The sequence below is a fragment of the Mycobacterium sp. Soil_C_30 genome (genome assembly GCF_057656995.1).
In genome coordinates this window covers 194,895-215,154 of the sequence record NZ_JBDGJH010000006.1, presented here as the reverse complement: position 1 = coordinate 215,154, position 20,260 = coordinate 194,895, and the positions used below count along the sequence as shown (strand labels likewise).

The following is a 20,260-nucleotide window of genomic DNA, read 5'->3' as shown; positions in this document are numbered from 1 at the left end:
CCCCATTTGCCCCGGCGCGGGTGATTTTTGTCGTACCCCTCTGTGATGATGGGGCCATGTCCTCCTCCACTGCAACACCTTTCGCTGATGCTGGGGTTACTCCCAAGCAGCGGCTGGAGGTGCTGTTGGACAGGCTTGGCGAGCTGACCGGCCAACGCAATGCGACCGACGCTGAGATCGTGCAGATCGTCGCCGAGATCGACCGCGACGGCTTGGCCGGCAACACCGGTTACCGCTCGATCGCGTCGTTGGTGGCCGCCAGAACCGGTGTCTCGCCGCGCACCGCAAAGACCCTCACCACGGTGGCGCAGCGCTCTGCCGAGTTCCCTGAGTGCACCGCAGGCATGCGAGCAGGTTGGTTGTCGCTGGATCAGGTCGGGGCCATCGCCGAGAACGCCGCCGACGGTTCCGATGCGCACTATGCGCAATTCGCGCGGTACGCCACCGTCAAGCAGTTGCGCAAGGCGATCAGCCTGGAACCGAAACCTGCACCCTGCCCGGAACCCGAGGCCGATATCCCGCCGGACCCGGAAGCGCCGAGGTCGATCACTCAGACCTCCGATGCAGACTCCACCACCTGGCACATCACGTTGCCTGCCGATGAGGCCGCGGAGTTCGACTCTGCACTGCAGTCACATCAGGACAAGCTGGTCGCCGACTGGAAACGCGACCACACTGACATCCAGTCCGAACAGACGCCGCCGTTCCCGACTCCGGTGGACGGTTTCATGAGCCTGGTGCGCGCCGGGTGGGACGCCGATGTCGCTGCCCGCCCGCATGGACAGCGCACCACCGTCGTGGTGCATCTGGACATCGAGTCACGTGTCGCGGCGCTGCATTTGGGTCCACTGCTCTCCGACGCCCATCGCCGCTATCTGACCTGCGACAGCACCTGTGAGGTGTGGTTCGAACGTGACGGCCAGCCCATCGGCTCCGGCCGGGAAACCCGGACCATCAGCCGCCGACTGCGCCGGGCCCTCGAGCACCGCGACCACGGCACCTGCGTGGTACCCGGGTGCGGCACCACCCGCGGACTGCAGGCCCATCACTTGCAGCACTGGGAGGACGGCGGTCCAACGGAGCTGTGGAACCTGGTGCTGCTGTGCCCTTTTCACCATCGCCTGCACCACAAACGCGGTATCACCCTCACCGGGCCTGCTGATCGATTGGTGGTCACCGATGCCGATGGGCGCCGGATGGTCGCCGGATCGCTGGCGCGGCCCCCGACCACACCGCCGCCAGATGTGTCACCGCACCCCGGACCTGGCGGCGGGCGTTGCGGCTGGTGGTGGTACACACCCTTCGAGCCGCCATCCAACTAACCGGCTTGCGCCCAGGCCAGCAGCTTGTCGACGGGCCAGGTGTTGATGATCCGGTCCACCGGAACGTCGTTGTCCAGCGCCCGCTGCGCGCCGTACCCCAGAAAATCCAGCTGGCCAGGCGCATGCGCATCGGTGTCGATGGAGAAGTCGCAGCCGATCTCCAACGCCAGTTTCAGCAGTCGCGTCGGCGGGTCCCGCCGTTCCGGCCGCGAGTTAATCTCCACCGCCGTGCCGTGATCCCGGCACGCGGTGAACACCTTCTCCGCATCGAACTGCGATTCGGCCCGGGTGCCGCGGCCGCCGGTGATCAGCCGCCCGGTGCAGTGCCCCAGCACGTCGGCGTAGCCCTCCGATACCGCCCGCACCATCCGCCGCGTCATCGCCGTCGCGTCCATCTTCAGCTTGGAGTGCACGCTGGCCACCACGATGTCCAGGCGCTCCAGCAGCTCGGGTTCCTGGTCCAGCGACCCGTCGTCGAGGATGTCGACCTCGATACCGGTCAGGATCCGCATCGGGGCGAACTGCTCGCGCAGCTCGTCGATGACGTCGAGCTGGCGGCGCAGCCGCTCCGGGGACAGCCCGTTGGCCACCGTCAGCCGCGGCGAGTGATCGGTCAGCGCGCAGTATTCGTGGCCCAGCCGCTGTGCGGTGGCCATCATCTCGTCGATGGGCGCGGAACCGTCGGACCAGTTGGAGTGCAGATGCAGGTCGCCCCTGAGCGCCGCCCTGATCTCGCCGCCGCCGAGATCACCTGCGGCAGTCCGTAATTCGACGAGGGTATCCGGCTCGCGGCCGGACCACGCCTGGGCGATCACTTTCGCGGTCTTGGGACCGATGCCCGGCAGGGTCTGCCAGCTGCCCGCCGCACCGTGCTTCTGGATCTGGGCCTCATCGAGGCGTTCGATGACATCGGCGGCATTGCGGTAGGCCATCACCCGGCGGGCTTCCTCGCGGGCACGGTCCTTGTAGAACGCGATCTCGCGCAACGCGGTCACAGGGTCCATGCCTCTAGTCTGCCCTCGACCTACGGACGCCAATCGGGGTCTCGCCCGCTGCGCCCGACGATCTGGTCCAGCGCTGGGGCGTCATCGCCGACGGGTACCGCGGGCCCGAACAGTCCTTCGGTGCCGGAGGCGTCGAACGCCGCGAGGTGCTGCAGGCACGCCTGCGCGGTGGCCGCGTCCACGTCGTAGCCGCGCCCGATGCTGCGCGCCACGTCCCAGCCGTGGATCACCACCTCGGCCAGGGCCACCGACCCGGCGACGTCGCCGGGAAGGTCCACGCCACCTGCACGCGTCATGCCCTCCCACGCGGCGGGTTCCTGCCACGCCTGGGCGAGTTCGGCGAGATGGTCGGGGTAGGTCGCACGCCAGTCCGGCGCCAACTCGGCCGGGCGGTCGTTCGGCGAGGTGTCGGTCATCGGACCGAGATCCTTGCGCGCGGCGGCCGCGAAGGCCTCCGACAACATCCCGACGTGGGCGACCAGGTCACGCACCGTCATCGGCGCACAGGGCGTCGGCCCGTCGAGGTGGTGGTCTTGCACATCTGCCAGCACACCGGCGGTACGGCGACAGGCTTCACTGAGATCGATCATGCCGGTATGACTCGCGGTCGCCACCGAACTCATCGCGCACTGTCAGAAAGAAGGACTAGCCTCGGTGGGCGTGCGATTCGCCTTCAAGACTTCACCGCAGAACACCACCTGGTCGGAAATGCTGCCCATCTGGCAGACCGCCGACGATATCGACGTCTTCGAGTCCGGCTGGACGTTCGATCACTTCTATCCGATCTTCTCCGACTCCACCGGGCCGTGTCTGGAAGGCTGGGTGACGCTGACGGCGTTGGCGCAGGCCACGCAGCGGCTGCGGGTGGGGGTATTGGTCACCGGCATCCACTACCGCCACCCCGCGGTGCTGGCCAACATGGCTTCGGCGCTGGACATCATCTCGGGCGGTCGCCTCGAGTTGGGCATCGGCGCCGGCTGGAACGAAGAGGAATCCGGCGCTTACGGCATCGAGCTGGGCAGCATCAAGGAGCGCTTCGACCGCTTCGAAGAGGCCTGCGAGGTGCTGACCAGCCTGCTGAGCAAGGAGACCACCGACTTCGACGGCAAGTTCTACCAGCTGAAGAACGCCCGCAACGAACCGAAGGGCCCGCAGCAGCCGCACCCGCCGATCTGCATCGGCGGCAGCGGCGAGAAGCGCACCCTGCGCATCACCGCCAAGTACGCCCAGCACTGGAACTTCGTGGGCGGCCCGCCCGAGGAGTTCGCGCGTAAGCGTGACGTGCTGGCATCGCATTGCGCCGATATCGGCCGCGATCCGAAAGAGATCATGCTGTCGGCGCACGTGCGCCTTGGCGAGGACCGGGATTATCAGAAGGTGGTCGACGAGGCCGCCGCGCTGGGTGCCGAAGGCCTGGATCTGGCGATCATCTATCTGCCGCCGCCGTACGACCCGGCCGTCCTGGAGCCGCTAGCTGAGGCGATCCGCGGATAACGATTCGATAACGACGAGCAAAGTTGCGCCACCGTCAGCGGCGTAACGTCTGCGTCACCGCCTCATACGCCGAAGCGCAACAGTTCGTCGGCGGTGACCAGACGCTCGTGCTTGGCGGGAAACTCGCGGCTCTTGACGGGGTGCCGGAACAGTGACCAGGCGATTCGCCCCACCCGCGACCGGGTTATCGGGTTGATATGCACTGCTATCACTCCTGCGATCGGAAATAGCTGAATCGGGCAACTACCCTACCGCAGTGCCCTCAGGAAATCATTAGATACCCGAGGGTTGGCAAACCCCGGAAGCCACGCCGCACAAAGTTACAGGAGTGGCTGCCGGGATTTCTGTGACTAGCGCTGAGGCGCTGCCGTCGGCTTGATCGGTGCCGGCAGCGCGGACTCACCGATGAGGAACTTGTCGACGGCCGCGGCGGCGGCCCGGCCCTCGGCGATGGCCCACACGATCAGCGACTGCCCGCGGCCCATGTCGCCGGCGACGAACACCCCGGGGACCGAGGTCTGGAAGTCGTCGCCGCGTGAGACGTTGCCACGCTCGTTGAGCTCCACGCCGAGATCGGTCAGCAGGCCTTCCTTCTGCGGCCCCACAAAGCCCATCGCCAGGAACACGATGTCGGCTTCCAGCTCGAAGTCACTGCCCTCGACCTTCTGGAACCGGCCGTCGACCATCTGCACTTCGTGCACCTTGAGGGCCCGCACATTACCGTTACCGTCGTCGACGAACTCCTCGGTGTTGACCGAGAAGACACGCTCGCCGCCCTCTTCGTGCGCCGAGGACACCCGGAACATCAACGGGTAGGTGGGCCACGGGGTCGAGTCGGCGCGCTCCTCCGGCGGGCGCGGCATGATTTCGAATTGGTGGACACTGGCCGCACCCTGGCGGTGTGAGGTGCCCAGGCAGTCGGCGCCGGTGTCACCGCCGCCGATGATGACGACCTTCTTGCCCTTGGCGGTGATCGGCGGGTCGCCGTTCTCGTCGGTGACGGGATCGCCGTTCTGGACGCGGTTGGCCCACGGCAGGAACTCCATCGCCTGGTGAATGCCGTTGAGCTCGCGGCCGGGGATCGGCAGATCCCGCCACGCGGTGGCACCGCCGGCCAGCACCACGGCGTCGAAGTCCTCGTTCAACTGCTCGACGGTGATGTCCACGCCGACATTGACGCCGGCGCGGAACTGGGTGCCTTCGGCCTCCATCTGTTCCAGCCGCCGGTCGATGTGGCGCTTTTCCATCTTGAACTCGGGAATGCCGTAGCGCAGCAGGCCGCCGATACGGTCGGCGCGTTCGAACACCGTCACCTGGTGCCCGGCGCGGGTCAGCTGCTGAGCGGCGGCCAGACCGGCCGGACCCGAGCCCACCACGGCAACCTTCTTGCCCGTCAAGGTATCCGGCGGCAGCGGGACCACCCAGCCTTCACCGAACGCGTTGTCGATGATCTCGACCTCGACCTGCTTGATGGTCACCGCGTCCTGGTTGATGCCGAGCACACACGAGGCCTCACACGGCGCCGGGCACAACCGTCCGGTGAACTCCGGGAAGTTGTTGGTGGCGTGCAGCCGTTCGATGGCATCGCGCCAGCGACCCCGGAACACCAGGTCGTTCCACTCCGGGATCAGGTTGCCCAGCGGGCATCCGTTGTGGCAGAACGGGATACCACAGTCCATGCAGCGCGACGCCTGCACCTGCAGGGTTTCGTGGCTGAACTCCTCGTAGACCTCTTTCCAGTCCTTGAGGCGCAGCGGCACGGGCCGGCGGGCGGGGGTCTGGCGGACGGTGTGCTTCAGGAAGCCGCTTGGGTCACCCACGAGCGGCCGCCATGATCGCCTCGGAGACATCCTGGCCGGACTGCTCCGCTTCCGCCATCGCCAGCAGCACCCGCTTGTAGTCGCGCGGCATCACCTTCACGAAGTTCTCCTGCTCTGCCGACCAATCGGCCAGTACCTTCTGCCCGACCGCCGAGTCCGTGGCGTCGACGTGCGCGACGATGATGTCGTGCAGCCATTGACGATCGGACTCGTCGAAGGCGTCGAGTTCCACCATCTCGGTGTTGAGGTTCTCCGACAGTTCTCCCGCCGGGTCGTACACGTAGGCCACGCCACCGGACATGCCCGCGGCGAAGTTGCGGCCGGTCTTGCCGAGGATCACCACGCGGCCACCGGTCATGTACTCACAGCCGTGGTCGCCCACACCTTCGACGACGGCGTGCGCACCGGAGTTACGCACCGCGAACCGCTCGCCCACCACACCGCGCAGGAATGCCTGCCCGCTGGTGGCGCCGAACAGGATCACGTTGCCGCCGATGATGTTCTCCTCGGCCACGTACTCGGCGGGCACGTTCTCCGACGGCCGGACCACAATGCGTCCACCCGAGAGTCCCTTGCCCACATAGTCATTGGCGTCACCGTAGACCCGCAGCGTGATGCCCTTGGGCACGAAGGCCCCGAAGCTGTTGCCGGCCGAGCCGTCGAAGGTGATGTCGATGGTGCCGTCGGGTAGGCCCTGCCCGCCGTATGCCTTGGTGACCTCGTGGCCCAGCATGGTGCCGACGGTCCGGTTGACGTTGGCGATCGTGGTGTTGAACCGCACCGGCGTACCGCTGTCCAGGGCTTCGCGGCACTGCACGATCAGCTGCTGATCCAGCGCCTTGTCCAGACCGTGGTCCTGGCGCGAGCTGCAGTACAGATCCTGGTTCATGAACGCCGACTCGGGCTCGTGCAGGATCGGCTTGAGGTCGAGCTTGTGCGCCTTCCAGTGCTCGGCGGCCTTGGTGGTGTCCAGCGCGGCCACCTGGCCGACGGCCTCGTTGATGGTGCGGAAACCCAACTGCGCCATCAGTTCCCGCACTTCTTCGGCGATGAACATGAAGAAGTTCTCGACGAACTCGGGCTTGCCGTTGAAGCGCTGACGCAGGACCGGGTTCTGCGTCGCCACGCCCACCGGGCAGGTGTCGAGGTGGCAGACCCGCATCATGATGCAGCCGGAGACCACCAGCGGCGCGGTGGCGAAACCGTACTCCTCGGCACCCAGCAGCATCGCGATCATCACGTCGCGCCCGGTCTTGAGCTGGCCGTCCACCTGCACGACGATCCGGTCGCGAAGTCCGTTGAGCAGCAACGTCTGCTGCGTCTCGGCCAGGCCCAGCTCCCACGGCGCACCCGCGTGCTTCTGCGAGGTCAGCGGGGTGGCACCGGTGCCACCGTCGTGGCCGGAGATCAGCACCACGTCGGCGTGCGCCTTGGACACACCGGCCGCGACCGTGCCGACGCCGTTCTCGGACACCAGCTTCACGTGCACCCGCGCCTGCGGGTTGGCGTTCTTCAGGTCGTGGATCAGCTGCGCCAGATCCTCGATGGAGTAGATGTCGTGGTGCGGCGGCGGGGAGATCAGGCCCACACCCGGCGTGGAGTGCCGCACCTCGGCCACCCACGGATACACCTTGTGACCCGGAAGCTGACCACCCTCACCGGGTTTGGCGCCCTGAGCCATCTTGATCTGGATATCGGTGCAGTTGGTCAGATAGTGCGACGTCACGCCGAAGCGCGCCGAGGCCACCTGCTTGATGGCGCTGCGGCGCCAGTCACCGTTGGGATCGTGCTCGAAGCGCGCGACGTCTTCGCCGCCCTCACCGGAGTTCGACCGGCCGCCGAGGCGGTTCATCGCGATGGCCAGGGTCTCGTGGGCTTCGGCGGAGATCGAACCGTAGCTCATGGCACCGGTGGAGAACCGCTTGACGATCTCGCTGGCCGGCTCGACCTCTTCGATCGGAATCGGCTCGCGCACACCATCTTTGAACTTCAACAGTCCACGCAGCGACGCCATCCGCTCGCTCTGGTCGTCGATCAGCTTGGTGTACTCCTTGAACACCTTGTACTGCCCGGTGCGGGTGGAGTGCTGCAACTTGAACACCGTGTCCGGGTTGAACAGGTGGTACTCGCCTTCCCGGCGCCACTGGTACTCGCCGCCGACCTCGAGCTCGCGGTGGGCGCGCTCGTCGGGACGCTCCAGGTAGGCCAGCTCGTGGCGGGCCGCGACGTCGGCGGCGATATCCTCCAGGTCGATTCCGCCGGTGGCGCAGTGCAATCCGCTGAAGTACTCGTCGAGCACCCGCTGGCTGATACCGACAGCCTGGAACAGCTGCGCGCCGGTGTAGGACGCCAGGGTGGAGATGCCCATCTTGGACATCACCTTCAGCACACCCTTGCCGGCGGCCTTGACGTAGTTGGCCTTGGCCGCATCGCTGGTCAGCCCGGTGATGACGCCGCGGTCGATCATGTCCTCGATGGACTCGAACGCCATGTACGGGTTGATGGCGGCGGCGCCGAAGCCGCACAGCATCGCCATGTGGTGCACCTCGCGGGCGTCACCGGACTCGACCACCAGACCCACCTGGGTGCGGGTGCGCTCGCGCACCAGATGGTGGTGCACCGCGGCCACCGACAGCAGCGACGGGATGGGCGCCAGCCATTCGTTGGACTCGCGGTCGGACAGCACGATGATGCGGGCGCCGTTGCGGATGGCCTGGGAGACCTTCTTGCGGACGTCCTCCAGCGCGCGGCGCAGTCCCACGCCGCCGTCGGCGACGGGGTACAGGCAGCTCACCACCGCGGCACGCATACCGTGCTTGCGGCCGCGGATCTCGTGATCGGGGTCGACGTTGATCAGCTTGGCCAACTCGGCGTTGCGCAGGATCGGCTGCGGCAACACGATCTGACGGCACGATTCGGCGTCGGGGTTCAACAGGTCGCCCTCGGGGCCGACGGTGCCCTGCAGGCTGGTCACCACCTCTTCGCGGATGGCGTCCAGCGGCGGGTTGGTCACCTGGGCGAACAGCTGCTGGAAGTAGTCGTAGAGCATCCGCGAGCGCTGCGACAGCACGGCGATCGGGGTGTCGGTGCCCATCGAGCCCAGCGCCTCGGCGCCGGTACGGGCCATCGGCGCCACCAGCAGGTTCAGCTCTTCGTAGGTGTAGCCGAAGATCTGCTGGCGCAGCACCACGCGGTGATGCGGCATCCGGACGTAGTTGCCCTGCGGCAGGTCGTCGACGTGGAACAGGCCGGCGTCGAGCCACTCCTGGTAGGGGTGCTGGGCGGCGAGTTCGGCCTTGACCTCTTCGTCGGAGACGATGCGGCCCTGGGCGGTGTCCACCAGGAACATCCGGCCGGGCTGCAGGCGCATACGGCGCACCACCTTGGACGGCTCCAGGTCGAGCACGCCGGCCTCCGAAGCCAGCACCACCAGGCCGTCGTCGGTGACCCAGATGCGTGAGGGGCGCAGGCCGTTGCGGTCCAGCACCGCGCCGATCACCGTGCCGTCGGTGAAGCACACCGAGGCCGGCCCGTCCCACGGCTCCATCAGCGAGCCGTGGTACTGGTAGAACGCCCGCCGGGCGGGGTCCATGGCTTCGTTGCGCTCCCAGGCCTCCGGGATCATCATCAGCATGGCGTGGGCGACGCTGCGGCCACCGAGGTACAGCAGTTCGAGCACCTCGTCGAACCGGGCGGTGTCCGAGGCGCCCGGCGTACAGACCGGGAAGATCTTGTTCAGGTCGTTGTGGTAGCCGAACACGTCGGTGTGGATCAGCGCCTCACGGGCCCGCATCCAGTTCTCGTTACCGGTGACGGTGTTGATCTCGCCGTTGTGGGCCACCATGCGGAACGGGTGCGCCAGCGGCCACGACGGGAAGGTGTTGGTGGAGAACCGCGAATGCACGATGCCGAGCGCACTGGTCATCCGCTCGTCCTGCAGGTCCAGGTAGAACGCCCGCAGCTGCGGGGTGGTGAGCATGCCCTTGTACACCAGGGTTTGCCCGGAAAGGCTTGGGAAGTAGACGGTTTCGCGTCCGGGGCCGTCCTGGCCGGGGCCCTTGTTTCCCAGCTCGTGTTCGGCGCGCTTGCGGATCACGTAGGCGCGGCGTTCCAGCTCGATCCCGGAGTCACCGGCCATGAACAGCTGGCGGAAGGTCGGCATGGCATCGCGGGCCAGGGCGCCCAGGGAGGATTCGTCGGTGGGCACCTCGCGCCAGCCGAGCACCTTGAGGCCCTCGGCCTCGACGATCTTCTCGACGGCTTCGCAGGCGCGGGCGGCGTCCTTGGACGACTGTGGCAGGAAGGCGATACCGGTGGCGTAGCTGCCGGCCTCGGGCAGGTCGAAGTTGACCACGGCGCGCAGGAACTCATCAGGAACCTGGATCAGGATCCCGGCACCGTCGCCGGTGTTCGGCTCGGCGCCCTGGGCGCCGCGGTGCTCCAGATTGAGAAGGGCGGTGATCGCCTTGTCCACGATGTCGCGGCTGCGACGACCGTGCATATCGGCGACCATCGCCACACCACAGGAGTCATGCTCGTATGCGGGGTTGTACATCCCGCTGGGCCCTATTGCCACCGGTGGTTCCACCTGACCCTTCGTGTGAAGATATTGACGACGTGTGCGCTGGCTGTCGTGGCTGCGCTGCCGTTGTCGACCGCCGGGGGAAGCGGGCTGCGTCCCCATGGTCTGGCCTGTATGCGTGGCGTGACCCGCAGCTTCCGTGCAGCGTTGAACGGCGGCCCTGTGTGGGGTCACGACAAAGTCGTAAAACGATATGCCACACCGGGCAGGACATGCCAACTAAGCCGACCCTAACTTTGGTTTGCGGGCCCGGAAGGTGCGCCGAGCGGGCGTGAAGCGGCTTCAGATGAATTCCGTTGCTGCAGAGGGGGTTTCACCTCAAGCGGGGGAACCAATCGGTCACGCTTCGGTATCGCTGTGGTCACATCAATCACTTAGGTAATTAGCTGGCGGCCCCCGGTGAGCGCCCGTTCGACGAAATCCGCAGAATTGCAGGTCTCTGACCGGCAGCGAGAGCGCATCAGAGCAGGTCGGCGGGCATATCGACACCCATTGCCAGTTTGCGCGAGATTTAGGCCAATTCTCAGAGATTTCGCGGCTTCTTCGAGGCTTCGCCGGGACCATGGCCACCCCTCACCGGCACATCGACGCCGTTGACCATGGTCCCGACCACCCCCGACGTGGGCCGTCAGTCATCGCGCCGGGGCCTCGGATCCACATTCCACCGGGAACCGGCCCGGCACACGCGTAGCGCCCTACTCGTCCTCGGACTCGGGTTCGACGTCGAGCCGGGGCCGACGGGCGCGTCTGCGGACCGGATAGCCACCGCGTTCAGCGAGCGAGGACAGCTGCTTCAAGGCAAACGTCCGGCCGCGGCCCGCCTCGGGAACCAGGATTCCGGCCCAGATCCCCTCGGCGCCCGGCGTCTCCACCGCGTCCCGCGCACACAGCCAGCGCCGCGCACAGCCGCGGCACACCGCTTTGGTGGCTTCGGCGATCTCGACGGCTTCTGCAGAGGAAGTGCTCGCCATCCAGCGGTCCGGGTCCCTGGTGCACTGGCCCACGATCTCGTAGACGGGGACACCCTCGGCCTGACGGCGGTCGACGGGATGGCTGGCGTTCAGAGCGGTTGTCATGAGATTCCTCTCGAAGCAGGTCCCGGTGTCTGCACCGTAGCAGCAAAATACGTAGCATTGCAACGGCTTATGTAGCACCGCGGCGCTCAAGTGCTCGTTGGCTGCGTCATATGCTGGAGTTTTCGCTGATCGCCCCCCCGTCGGACCGCTATGCCGTCGGCACAATTGCGTAGCAGCGCAGCGGTCCACGGTTTCAGCACGGCCTTGACCGATACTGGGAGCAGAATCGACCAACGTCGCGCCCCGGTGGTCTCATGGGGCTCAGGCGACCTGCCGGGTGCACTCCCGGCAAGTCGCCTTCTGAGGAGGCAGCAAGTGACAGAGCGGGACGACTTCGTGCGCGACCGGCGCGGCCCTGCGCCTGGTGACCGCCACTCGCCGCCCCCACCGCCGGGATGGCCGCCACCTCAGTACGGCCCGCCGCGCTCGCCTCAGCCGCCTCCGGCACCGAATCGGCCTGCACCCGTACCGGCGCCTCCACCGAAACCCCGCCCGGAAGCCGGCTGGCGTCGCACCGTCTACCGCGCCACCTTCGGGCTGGTGAATTTCGGCCCGTCCCCCGCCCAGCGCCGGCGGGCCGAACTGACCGCGGTGATCCGCACTCCACTGCCCGGGCCCCTGAAGATCGGTGTGCTCGGAAAAGGAGGCGTCGGGAAGACGTCGGTGGCCGCCAGCATCGGATCCATCTTCGCCGAGCAGCGCCCCGGTGACCGGGTGATCGCGCTGGACGCCGACACCGCATTCGGTCGCCTTGCCAGCCGGATCGACCCCACCGTGCGGGGTTCTTACTGGGAGTTGGCCAATGACAAGAACTTGTACACCTTCGCCGATCTGCAGAATCGCGTCGGCCACAATTCCGCGGGACTCCACGTGGTGGCCGGCGAGCACCCCACCACCCGGAGACGCGTGCTGGACCCGGCCGTCTACCGGGAAGCGGTACGGCGGTTGGACCGACATTTCACCATCTCGGTGATCGATTGCGGGTCGACGATGGACGCACCGGTGACCCAGGAGGCACTGCGCGACCTCGATGCGCTGATCGTGGTCTCCTCGCCGTGGGCCGACGGCGCCGCGGCGGCCGCCCAGACCATGGAATGGCTGGCCAACAATGGCCAGACCGAGCTGCTGCGTCGAAGTATCGTGGTGCTCAACGACTCTGACGGACATTCCGACAAGAAGACCCGCGCATCGCTGGCACATCAGTTCACCAGCCGAGGGCAGGCATTGGTGCAAGTGCCGTTCGATCCACACCTGCGACCGGGCGGCGTCATCGACGTGACGCGAGAAATGGATCAGGCGACCAAGCTGTGCTTCCTCGAGATCGCCGCGGCAATCGTCCACCGGTTCGTCACGATGCCGAGGCGGTAACGCTCAGAGCTCTATCGGAACATGCTTCTCGGCGCAGGCATCACGCATCGCGGCGACGACGTCCTGGGTCCGGATGGTCTCGAGGTCCTCGACCGTGACCGAACCCCGGTCGGTCCGATGCTGGGCGGCCACGCGTGAATCACGAAAGCGTTCAGCACGTTCGACGACATTGCGGGCGAATCGGCCGTTCTGCATCACGTCGACCCCGTGGGTACCGTCGGGTGCGCGGTAGGCCCGCAACATCCGGCAACCCGCGCTCAACGCTTCCCGCGCCGCCGGTTCGATGACGGTGGCCCGCGGTTGACCGTAGCGCACGGCGATCTCCACCAGTTCGTCCGGGCTGTAGGACTCGAAGCGCAGTTTGCGGTTGAACCGGCCCGCCAAACCCGGGTTCACCGTGAGGAATTCGTCCACTTCCTTCTCGTAGCCCGCGCCGATGAAACAGAAGTCGAAGCGGTGCACCTCGAGTGCCACCAGGAGCTGATTGACCGCTTCCATGCCGATCATGTCGGGCCGGCCATCGTGGTGACGCTCGACCAGCGAATAGAACTCATCCATGAAGAGAATGCGGCCGAGCGAACGATTGATCAGCTCATTGGTTTTCGGCCCCGAGGAGCCGATGTGCTCGCCGCAGAAATCGGCACGCTTGACCTCTACGATCTCGGGGTGGCGCACGATGCCCAAGCCGGCGTAGATCTTGCCCAGCGCCTCAGCCGTGGTGGTCTTACCGGTGCCGGGCGGCCCGACCAGCAGCATGTGGTTGGTCTGATTGGTCACCGGCAGCCCGTGCGCCAAACGCAGGGCACGGACCTCGATCTGGTCCTCGAGTTCGGCGACGGCCCGTTTCACGTCGGCCAGACCCACCTGATTGTTCAGCAGGGCGCGGCCCTCGGCCAGCAGCTCGGTTCTGCGGCCCTCGTTCTCTTCTTCCTCGCGGTCGGCCTGTGACTGTGCGGTGCTGGCATCCCACTTGTTGGTGCGGCTGTTGATGGTTTCCTCGTCGGTGACCACCAGTTGCAGCGACGGATCCGCCAGGGCCTGCTGGGCGGCCGGAATGAGCGCACCGTTGATGGTGGCCTTGGACAACGAGATCTGCGCCTTGTCCTCATCACCCAGCTGCCGGTGCGCCATGCCCCGCACGTACGCGAGATCGGCGGCGATCAGGGGGAAATCAGCCGGATCGATGGCCGCCACCATCGCCGACGTCAGATCGCGGCGGCGGCCTTCCAGCGGTGCGGCGTTGGCCGCCCGCAGCTCCACGCGGTCCGCCCAGTCCAGCGCCACCCGCCCCTGGCCCAAATGCGCGGCGGCGTGTGACGCCAAGGTGTTGGTTGCGGCCGTCACCGCGGCCATGATGATCGCCTGCGGAGGTAGCACCGCGGCCGCCACCGAGATCACGTCCGGCCAGCGCTGCGTCGCCAGCATCAGATAGGCGCGCAGGTACTGCTGCCACTGATGGTTCTCCCAGGTGTCCAGCAGGGCCGAATCCGTCAGCAGGGCTTCGGCCTTCTCGAACTGGCCGTCGTCGATGAGCGCCGAGCCCAGCGCCAATCCGGCGTGCGAGGCCTCGGTGACGGTGATCGCCAGGTACGGCCCAGCTTTGATGTGCGCCGACAACACCGCGCCCAGGCGGTTGGTCTCGCGGTGCAGTCGTGATCCGTAGGCGTGCAGTTCCTGCAGGCTCGTCATCGAATCATCGCCCGCGGCAATGCGACCGAGCCAGGCATCGGCCATCGTCGGGTCGATCTGTGTGGCCTCGCCGAACCTGGCCAGCGCTTCGGCAGGATTGACCTCGAGAAGCGCCATACCCTGGTCGAACTGCCTGCGCGCGGTTGCGGTGCTGCTGGTCATCATCTCTCGTTCACGAGTTCCCGGTCAGCCGCTACGCTGACCGGTTCGGTTGACACATAACGGTTCTCGGCCCGGAACAGCTCCACCTCGACGTGGTGCAGGCGGCCGGCGGCGGTGACGTCCACCCTGGCCGGCCCGGTCTGGGTGATCACCACATCCGCGCTTCCGCGCGGCCGTTGACCCGGTGGGCCCACCGAGATGACCGTGTTCGGGCGGGGCGCCGGAGACACCGTTCCGTCGACCACGCTGACGGTGGTACCCGCGACCGGCCTGGCCCGGTCGGTGACCGCGATGTCCGGCATCCGCACACTGGCCCACCGCGCCAGGTCCTTGGTGTGCACCGTCACCCGGTCGCCCGAGCCCGCCGCCCGGATCACCAGCCGCTTGGCCAGCGCATCGTCGGCGGCCAGGTGAATCCGGCTGAACTCACCGGGATCGCCGAGAGGCAGCAGCATGCGGTCACCGGCACCGACCTTGCCCAGCAGCACACCCGACGGCCCGACCGGGATGGTCAGGTGCTCCGGAAGTGTTCCGCGCCGGATTCCGCGCAGTTCCATGGTCGGCCCGCACAAGCTGGCGGCCACCGCCGTCGCCTGCTCCCCGGGAAGCGTCCGCAGGATCACCGCAGGCGGCGCTGTGGGCGGCTGCGCCGTGCGCAACGTGACCGTGGCGGTGACACTGCCGTCGGGGAACAGGGTCACGTTCTGGGTCACGCCGTCGGCGCGCATGGCCCACGCCTGATTGAGGATCTCGGTGGTGATGTGCTGTCTGCGGTACCAGTAGGTGGTGAGCCACCCCGCGTCGGATCGCACCGAGCGCCAGCGTTGCCGGCCGGGAGCGAGGGCCGATGCGCCGAAACGGCGTTCCATCTCCACCATGTCCGTGGCGGTGGCGACTCGGGCCCGGATGCCCTGGCACCGCAACGTGGCACTGATCCGCTGCGCCGCGGCCAGCGCTGTGGTGCCCACCGAGATACGCCATTGCACGGCATCGGCATTGGCGAAGGAACCGATGCGCGCCACCAGCCAGGTCTCTCGCTGTCCCGCATACGGCGGGGTGCCGATCAAGGTGTCGTACACCCGGGGATAGTCACCGGTGGTGCGGCGCCGGGATCCGGTGCTGACCACACTGAGCGATTCCAGGGTCAGTCCCAAGCTCTGGTGCAGCAGCGTGCGCAGCGCTGCGATGTCCAATGTGTTGTCGGTGTGCGTGGCGGTGGAGCCGGTGAAGAAGGTCGGCGTGTGCGCCTTTCCGAGTACCTGGACGGCGACGATCGCGGTATCGCCTTCGTAGCGCACACCACCGCCGGCGCGGTCGTTGGCCACCGTCACCGGCTCGCTCCACTCGATGGCCCGCTGCCGGTCCCAGAACAGCCGCAACCACGACCAGGCCGGCTGGCGCCACCACCGGACCACCCCCAGCAGCAGCCCGAGCACCAGCCCCGCTGCCGCACCGGGATATCCGGCCAGCCACCAACCGGCCAGCCCGGCCAGCAAGACGCCGACCACAACGGCCAGGCGCACCGGGGCGGTCATCGGGCGCGCCTGGCTCGCGCGATCAGCAGTGCGATCGCCACCACGCCGACGAGCCCTCCTCCGAACGCCAGCGCGACGTTGCGGGCCCGATGATCGGGGGGCAGTGGTGGCGGAGGCGGCACGACGACCCGGCTCTGCGATTCGGGCGCGAGTCGCGGCCCGGGCGGGACATCGAAGGTCAGGGCGGCGACGGGATCCACCACGCCGTAACCCACCTGGTTGTCCACCCCCCGCGGCGGGTTGTGCGCCGTCTGCAGGATCCGGTTGATCACCTGGTTGGCCGTCAGCTCGGGGAACTTCGCCCGCACCAGCGCCGCGACACCGCTGACGTAGGCGGCCGAGAAGCTGGTGCCCCAGAACGGTGTGTTCGGGTCACCCGGCCGTGCCGGCGGGTACGCATTCACCGGTGCGCCGGACTGCGGGGACAGTCCCATGATCCCGACCCCGGGTGCCGCAGCTCGGACCCACGGTCCGGCCAAGCTGGCGGGCAAGGGCGCCCCGGCGTTGTCGACCGCGCCCACCGACAGCACGTAGTCGGAGAACCACGACGGCGACGACACGGTCTTGACCTGGCTCCAGTCCCGCGGGTCGGACGTGTTGAGCGGATTGAACAGTGGGTTCTGCGCGCAGCCCTCCTCGCCCTCGTTGCCGGCGGCGGCGACCAGCACCGCGTCCTTGACGGTGGCGGCGTACCAGACCGCCGCGCCCAGTGCCCGCTGATCCATGGGGTCGGCGGCCGACACGCAGGAGGTCACGCTGAGGTTGATCACCTTGGCGCCCATGTTGGCGGCGTGCACGATGGCCGAGGCCAGTGACGCGATGGTGCCGGCTTTGCGCCGGGCCTCGTTGTCGCCGGGCTCGGGATCTTCGAATTCGTAGGCCCGCGAGGATTGCCTGATCGAGATCACTGTGGCATGCGGGGCCACCCCGGCCACGCCATCCGGTGCCCCCGGCGGCGGTGGCGGCACCGCCGGATCGTCGCGCCCCGGTGCGGGGTCGCCGGGGGCATTGGCCGGAGCGGCGGGTGGTGGAGGTGGTTCCGGCGGCGGTGGCGGCGGTGCCTCCCTGGTTTCGGTGACCGTCACCGGTGCCGGTGGCGGTGGGGGCGCCGGCGGTGGCGGCGCCCCGCCGGGAGGCGGTGGAGCCGATGTCACCGGAGGGGGTCCGGCCGGGGGCGGAAAAGCCCGTCGGGGTGGCATGGGAGCGGGCATCGGTGTGCCCTGGGGTGCCGCGCCGATCAGTGAGGCGATGATGGTGCCGTGGGCGTCGCAGTCCATCAGGCCGTCGCCGCTCATGATGTAGTCACCGCCGGCCACCACGGGCAGCCTCGGATTGGGGTTGACCCCGGTGTCGATCACCGCGACGGGCACACCGTTGCCGGTCGAATACTCCCAGGCCTTGCTGATGTTGAGCATCGTGAAGCCGGGTGCGGTGACCGTCACGCTCGGATCGGCCACCGTCATGGTCTGGGCGCACATGTTGCTCTGCCGCATGGGACGCTCCGGGCCGGGCTCGCCGTCGGGCGGCACCATCGCCGGGTCCACCTGCGGCGGTGAAATAGCCTGCGCCGCAGGGATGTTCGCGCTGACACCCACCAGCATCAGCGCTGCGGCGGCACAACCGACCCGACGTAGCCGGCCGGTTCGTGACGAGGCGGCGCTCATCGCATCCGCACCCATTCGAACAATCCCCCGATCCAGGCGGCCAGCGGCAGGGCCGCCACGATGGCGACCAGCTCGAGCCATTCGGCGAGCATCCGCACCAGGGGGGTGAAGCGGGTGACCGGAACCAGCAGCGCGGCAAGCAGTCCCGCGAAACCGAAGGCGGCCAGGGCCAGTGCACCCCACAGCACCGCGGCCGCCGACTCCGCCGGGGCGGCCAACACGTACTTGGCAACGCCGAGGGCCACCGCAACAGCAGCACCGCACACCAAGGCCACCGCTTGCCGTCTGTCGGCGAAGGTCCGGGCCCGGCTGATGAAGATCAGTACGAAGAGGCCGGCGAGAACAGCCGCGGCGGTGGCCTTTTCGCGTCCCGGCATCAATGTCGCCCACACGGCGGCAGGCAAAGCGATCGCACCGCCGATGCAGATACCGGTCAGCACACTGTTGGCCCGCTTGGCGGCGGCCGCGATCTCGGCGCCGCGGGGGGTGTTGTCCGGATTCGGTTCGGCCTGGTCCTCTTCCGCGTCGTCGTCCACCGGCGCCACCGCGTCCACCGGCAGACCATCACTGCGGCGGAACAGATCCCGACCCGTGATGGAGCCGAAGTGCGGCGGCCGGATCCGGGCCGCCCACAGAGCCGCGGTGGGTGCCATCGTGATGAGCAGCAGCACCGCCACGAGCACACACATGCCCAGCCACTGCGCCGGCACCGGGCGCCACATCCGCACCAGTGCCACCACCCCACCGAGCGCACACAGTGTGACGACCACTGCGGCCGCGGTGACATGCCGGTGGGTGAGCGCGGTGAGACCGCTCGTGAGCACGACGACGGTCAGACCGGCGATGAACAGGTGCGCGGCACCCGGCGAACCCGGTGCCGCCGCGCCCGCCGCGACCGCCACCAGCGGAACGGCCACCCACCCGAATCCGCTGAGCAGATCCATCCGCGCCGGCCACCACCGTGCCACTGCCCCGGCGCCGCCGAGAGTCAGGACACCGAGAGCTCCGGTGACGATGGTGGCAGCCAACGCGTCGGTGACCATCCGGTTGCGCAGGGCGAGCGCCAGCACCACCACGGCGACCATCGCCAGGATCGCGAGCGCGACATGTGCTGCCGTCTGCGCCGTCACCGGGGCGAACAGTCTCTTCCCGACGCGCGCCAAGCCCGTCGACAACGACTCGTACTGCGGCTCGAACGAGTCCCCGACCACCGCTGGCACCAGCACCAGCGTGGCCCCGTCCTCGACACCCAGGTCGTCGAGCGTCTTGGTGACATCAAGTCGGGTGCCGTTGGCCCGCTGCAATTCGTAGCCGACGCTCGATTCGAGCCCGCTCAGACCGCGGCGGCGCAGTTCCTCGTTGAGGAGTTCGACGATGTCGTCGATGAAAACCTCGATGGGTACCGAGGCCGGGTACACCTGTGACACCAGATGTTCTCCGCAGACGACGGCCACCGCGCACCGCGCGGGGAAACTGACTTTCGCCATCACTGCGGCCTGTCGGCGTCCGGGGTGTATTTGTCGGCCAGCGCCGCGGTGATCTCGAAGAGGCGTAGCCGGGTCTTCTTGTCGAGCTCGTGTTGAGTGTCGATGATTCCGCCCTTGGCCAGGTGCGGGTCATACGGCATGAATTCGACGCTGGCTCCGGATTGTTTGTATCGCTCGGTCAAATAGAGCAGGGCTTCTTTGTCGTATTTGTTCCGGCTGTCATTGATGATGACCATGCTGCGGGAAACGAGTTCGTGGTAACCCATTGCACGCAACAGGTCGATGGACCGCGTGACCGGCAAAGAGGTGTCGGCGGTCAGGCCGGAGACGAACACCACGGTGTCGGCGGCGTCGTACACCGCCTTCATGACCGGGTGCTCCAAGTCGTCGGCGGTGTCGACGATGATCACGTTGTGCGTCCGTCGCAACCGCGACAGCACACCGGTGAACATCGACGGCACCAGCGGTCGAGGCTGGTCGGAGGCCCGGTTTCCCGCCAGCACGTCCAGCCCGAGTGCGTTCTGCCCCAGGTGTTCACGGATATCGGCATATCCCTGCACATCCGTGTCGTTCAGCACGGCCGAGTAATCCCCCGGGGGCGCCTCGTCGATCCGGCCCGCCAGAGTGCCGAAACCGGGCGCGGCGTCGATGGCCACCACGTTCTCCGGGCGGCACTCCCGGAACACGGCACCGATGGATGCCGTCATGGTGGTCTTGCCGACGCCACCTTTTCCGGAGATGACGGCGATGACGTACTGCTTGCGGATGTGCCGGCGAATGCGGTCTTTCAGTTCCCGATAGTGCCGTTCGGCCGGTGACTCTCCCAGGTTGATGCCGTGGAATGTCAGGCGGTAGATGAACTTCCGCCAACCGGAACCGGGCGGAATCTTGCGGGGCGCCACCATATCGGAGATCCGCAGCGTCTGCGAAACCGAATCCTGGTATTCATTGCGCCCGCCCGGCGTTTCCCGCTGGGCATGCCGTCGCGATTCGACGGCATTTGCCTGCTCATTCCATGGATTGGTCACGAATTTGACCCTAACACGCGCAAAATGGT

Annotated in this window: 14 protein-coding genes; 3 read left to right on the top strand and 11 right to left on the bottom strand. The window is 67.5% G+C overall.

The features are described from left to right. Positions 1–56 precede the first annotated feature (56 nt). Entirely contained in the window at positions 57–1,322 is a 1,266-nt protein-coding gene (locus tag AC3A6P_RS13950) for an HNH endonuclease signature motif containing protein (RefSeq protein WP_487692162.1), read from the top strand. Here AC3A6P_RS13950 and AC3A6P_RS13945 read toward each other — a convergent pair. Together AC3A6P_RS13945 and AC3A6P_RS13940 are read right to left on the bottom strand one after the other, a co-directional pair. Continuing rightward, entirely contained in the window at positions 1,319–2,326 is a 1,008-nt protein-coding gene (locus AC3A6P_RS13945) for a PHP domain-containing protein (RefSeq protein ID WP_487692161.1), read from the bottom strand. The genes AC3A6P_RS13950 and AC3A6P_RS13945 overlap by 4 nt on opposite strands. A 20-nt stretch (positions 2,327–2,346) precedes the next feature. After that, positions 2,347–2,916, bottom strand: coding sequence for a TIGR03086 family metal-binding protein (locus AC3A6P_RS13940; RefSeq protein ID WP_487692160.1), 570 nt, complete (start codon positions 2,914–2,916; stop codon positions 2,347–2,349). Positions 2,917–2,986: 70 nt separating this feature from the next. Here AC3A6P_RS13940 and AC3A6P_RS13935 point away from each other — a divergent pair, with 70 nt between their 5' ends. Then, positions 2,987–3,820: an LLM class F420-dependent oxidoreductase gene (locus AC3A6P_RS13935; protein WP_487692159.1), complete on the top strand. Its 834-nt coding sequence runs from the start codon at positions 2,987–2,989 to the stop codon at positions 3,818–3,820. Positions 3,821–3,882: 62 nt separating this feature from the next. On the opposite strand, the gene AC3A6P_RS13930 is transcribed toward AC3A6P_RS13935, so the two are convergent. The 4 genes from AC3A6P_RS13930 to AC3A6P_RS13915 form a co-directional block, all read right to left on the bottom strand. Beyond that, positions 3,883–4,023, bottom strand: coding sequence for a hypothetical protein (locus tag AC3A6P_RS13930; RefSeq protein WP_487692357.1), 141 nt, complete (start codon positions 4,021–4,023; stop codon positions 3,883–3,885). Between the two features lie 147 nt (positions 4,024–4,170). Beyond that, the gene (locus AC3A6P_RS13925; protein ID WP_487692158.1) at positions 4,171–5,640 is read right to left on the bottom strand and encodes a glutamate synthase subunit beta; all 1,470 of its coding nucleotides are present in this window, start codon (positions 5,638–5,640) and stop codon (positions 4,171–4,173) included. Further along, positions 5,633–10,195, bottom strand: coding sequence for a glutamate synthase large subunit (gene gltB, locus AC3A6P_RS13920; RefSeq protein ID WP_487692342.1), 4,563 nt, complete (start codon positions 10,193–10,195; stop codon positions 5,633–5,635). Before gltB ends, AC3A6P_RS13925 begins: the two co-directional genes overlap by 8 nt. Positions 10,196–10,917: 722 nt before the next feature. Continuing rightward, positions 10,918–11,298 carry a WhiB family transcriptional regulator gene (locus tag AC3A6P_RS13915; protein ID WP_487692157.1) on the bottom strand — a complete coding sequence of 127 codons (381 nt, stop codon included), beginning with the start codon at positions 11,296–11,298 and terminating at the stop codon, positions 10,918–10,920. A gap of 315 nt (positions 11,299–11,613) precedes the next feature. Between AC3A6P_RS13915 and AC3A6P_RS13910 the strand changes: the two genes are divergently transcribed. After that, positions 11,614–12,666, top strand: coding sequence for a MinD/ParA family ATP-binding protein (locus AC3A6P_RS13910; RefSeq protein WP_487692156.1), 1,053 nt, complete (start codon positions 11,614–11,616; stop codon positions 12,664–12,666). Between the two features lie 3 nt (positions 12,667–12,669). Here the strand turns inward: AC3A6P_RS13910 and eccA are convergent, their stop codons facing one another. From eccA to AC3A6P_RS13885, 5 genes are read right to left on the bottom strand one after another with little or no spacing between them, the layout of a single operon-like run. Then, a complete protein-coding gene (gene eccA, locus AC3A6P_RS13905; RefSeq protein WP_487692154.1) occupies positions 12,670–14,517 on the bottom strand; it encodes a type VII secretion AAA-ATPase EccA in 1,848 nt (615 codons plus the stop codon). Beyond that, a complete protein-coding gene (eccE, locus tag AC3A6P_RS13900; RefSeq protein ID WP_487692153.1) occupies positions 14,517–16,052 on the bottom strand; it encodes a type VII secretion protein EccE in 1,536 nt (511 codons plus the stop codon). The genes eccA and eccE overlap by 1 nt, the downstream gene beginning before the upstream one ends. Beyond that, positions 16,049–17,716 carry a type VII secretion-associated serine protease mycosin gene (gene mycP / locus AC3A6P_RS13895; RefSeq protein ID WP_487692152.1) on the bottom strand — a complete coding sequence of 556 codons (1,668 nt, stop codon included), beginning with the start codon at positions 17,714–17,716 and terminating at the stop codon, positions 16,049–16,051. Before mycP ends, eccE begins: the two co-directional genes overlap by 4 nt. Then, a complete protein-coding gene (eccD, locus tag AC3A6P_RS13890; protein ID WP_487692151.1) occupies positions 17,713–19,203 on the bottom strand; it encodes a type VII secretion integral membrane protein EccD in 1,491 nt (496 codons plus the stop codon). Before eccD ends, mycP begins: the two co-directional genes overlap by 4 nt. Next, positions 19,203–20,231 (bottom strand): MinD/ParA family ATP-binding protein, encoded by a 1,029-nt coding sequence (locus AC3A6P_RS13885; protein ID WP_487692150.1) that lies wholly within the window; start codon positions 20,229–20,231, stop codon positions 19,203–19,205. The genes eccD and AC3A6P_RS13885 overlap by 1 nt, the downstream gene beginning before the upstream one ends. Positions 20,232–20,260: the final 29 nt, after the last annotated feature.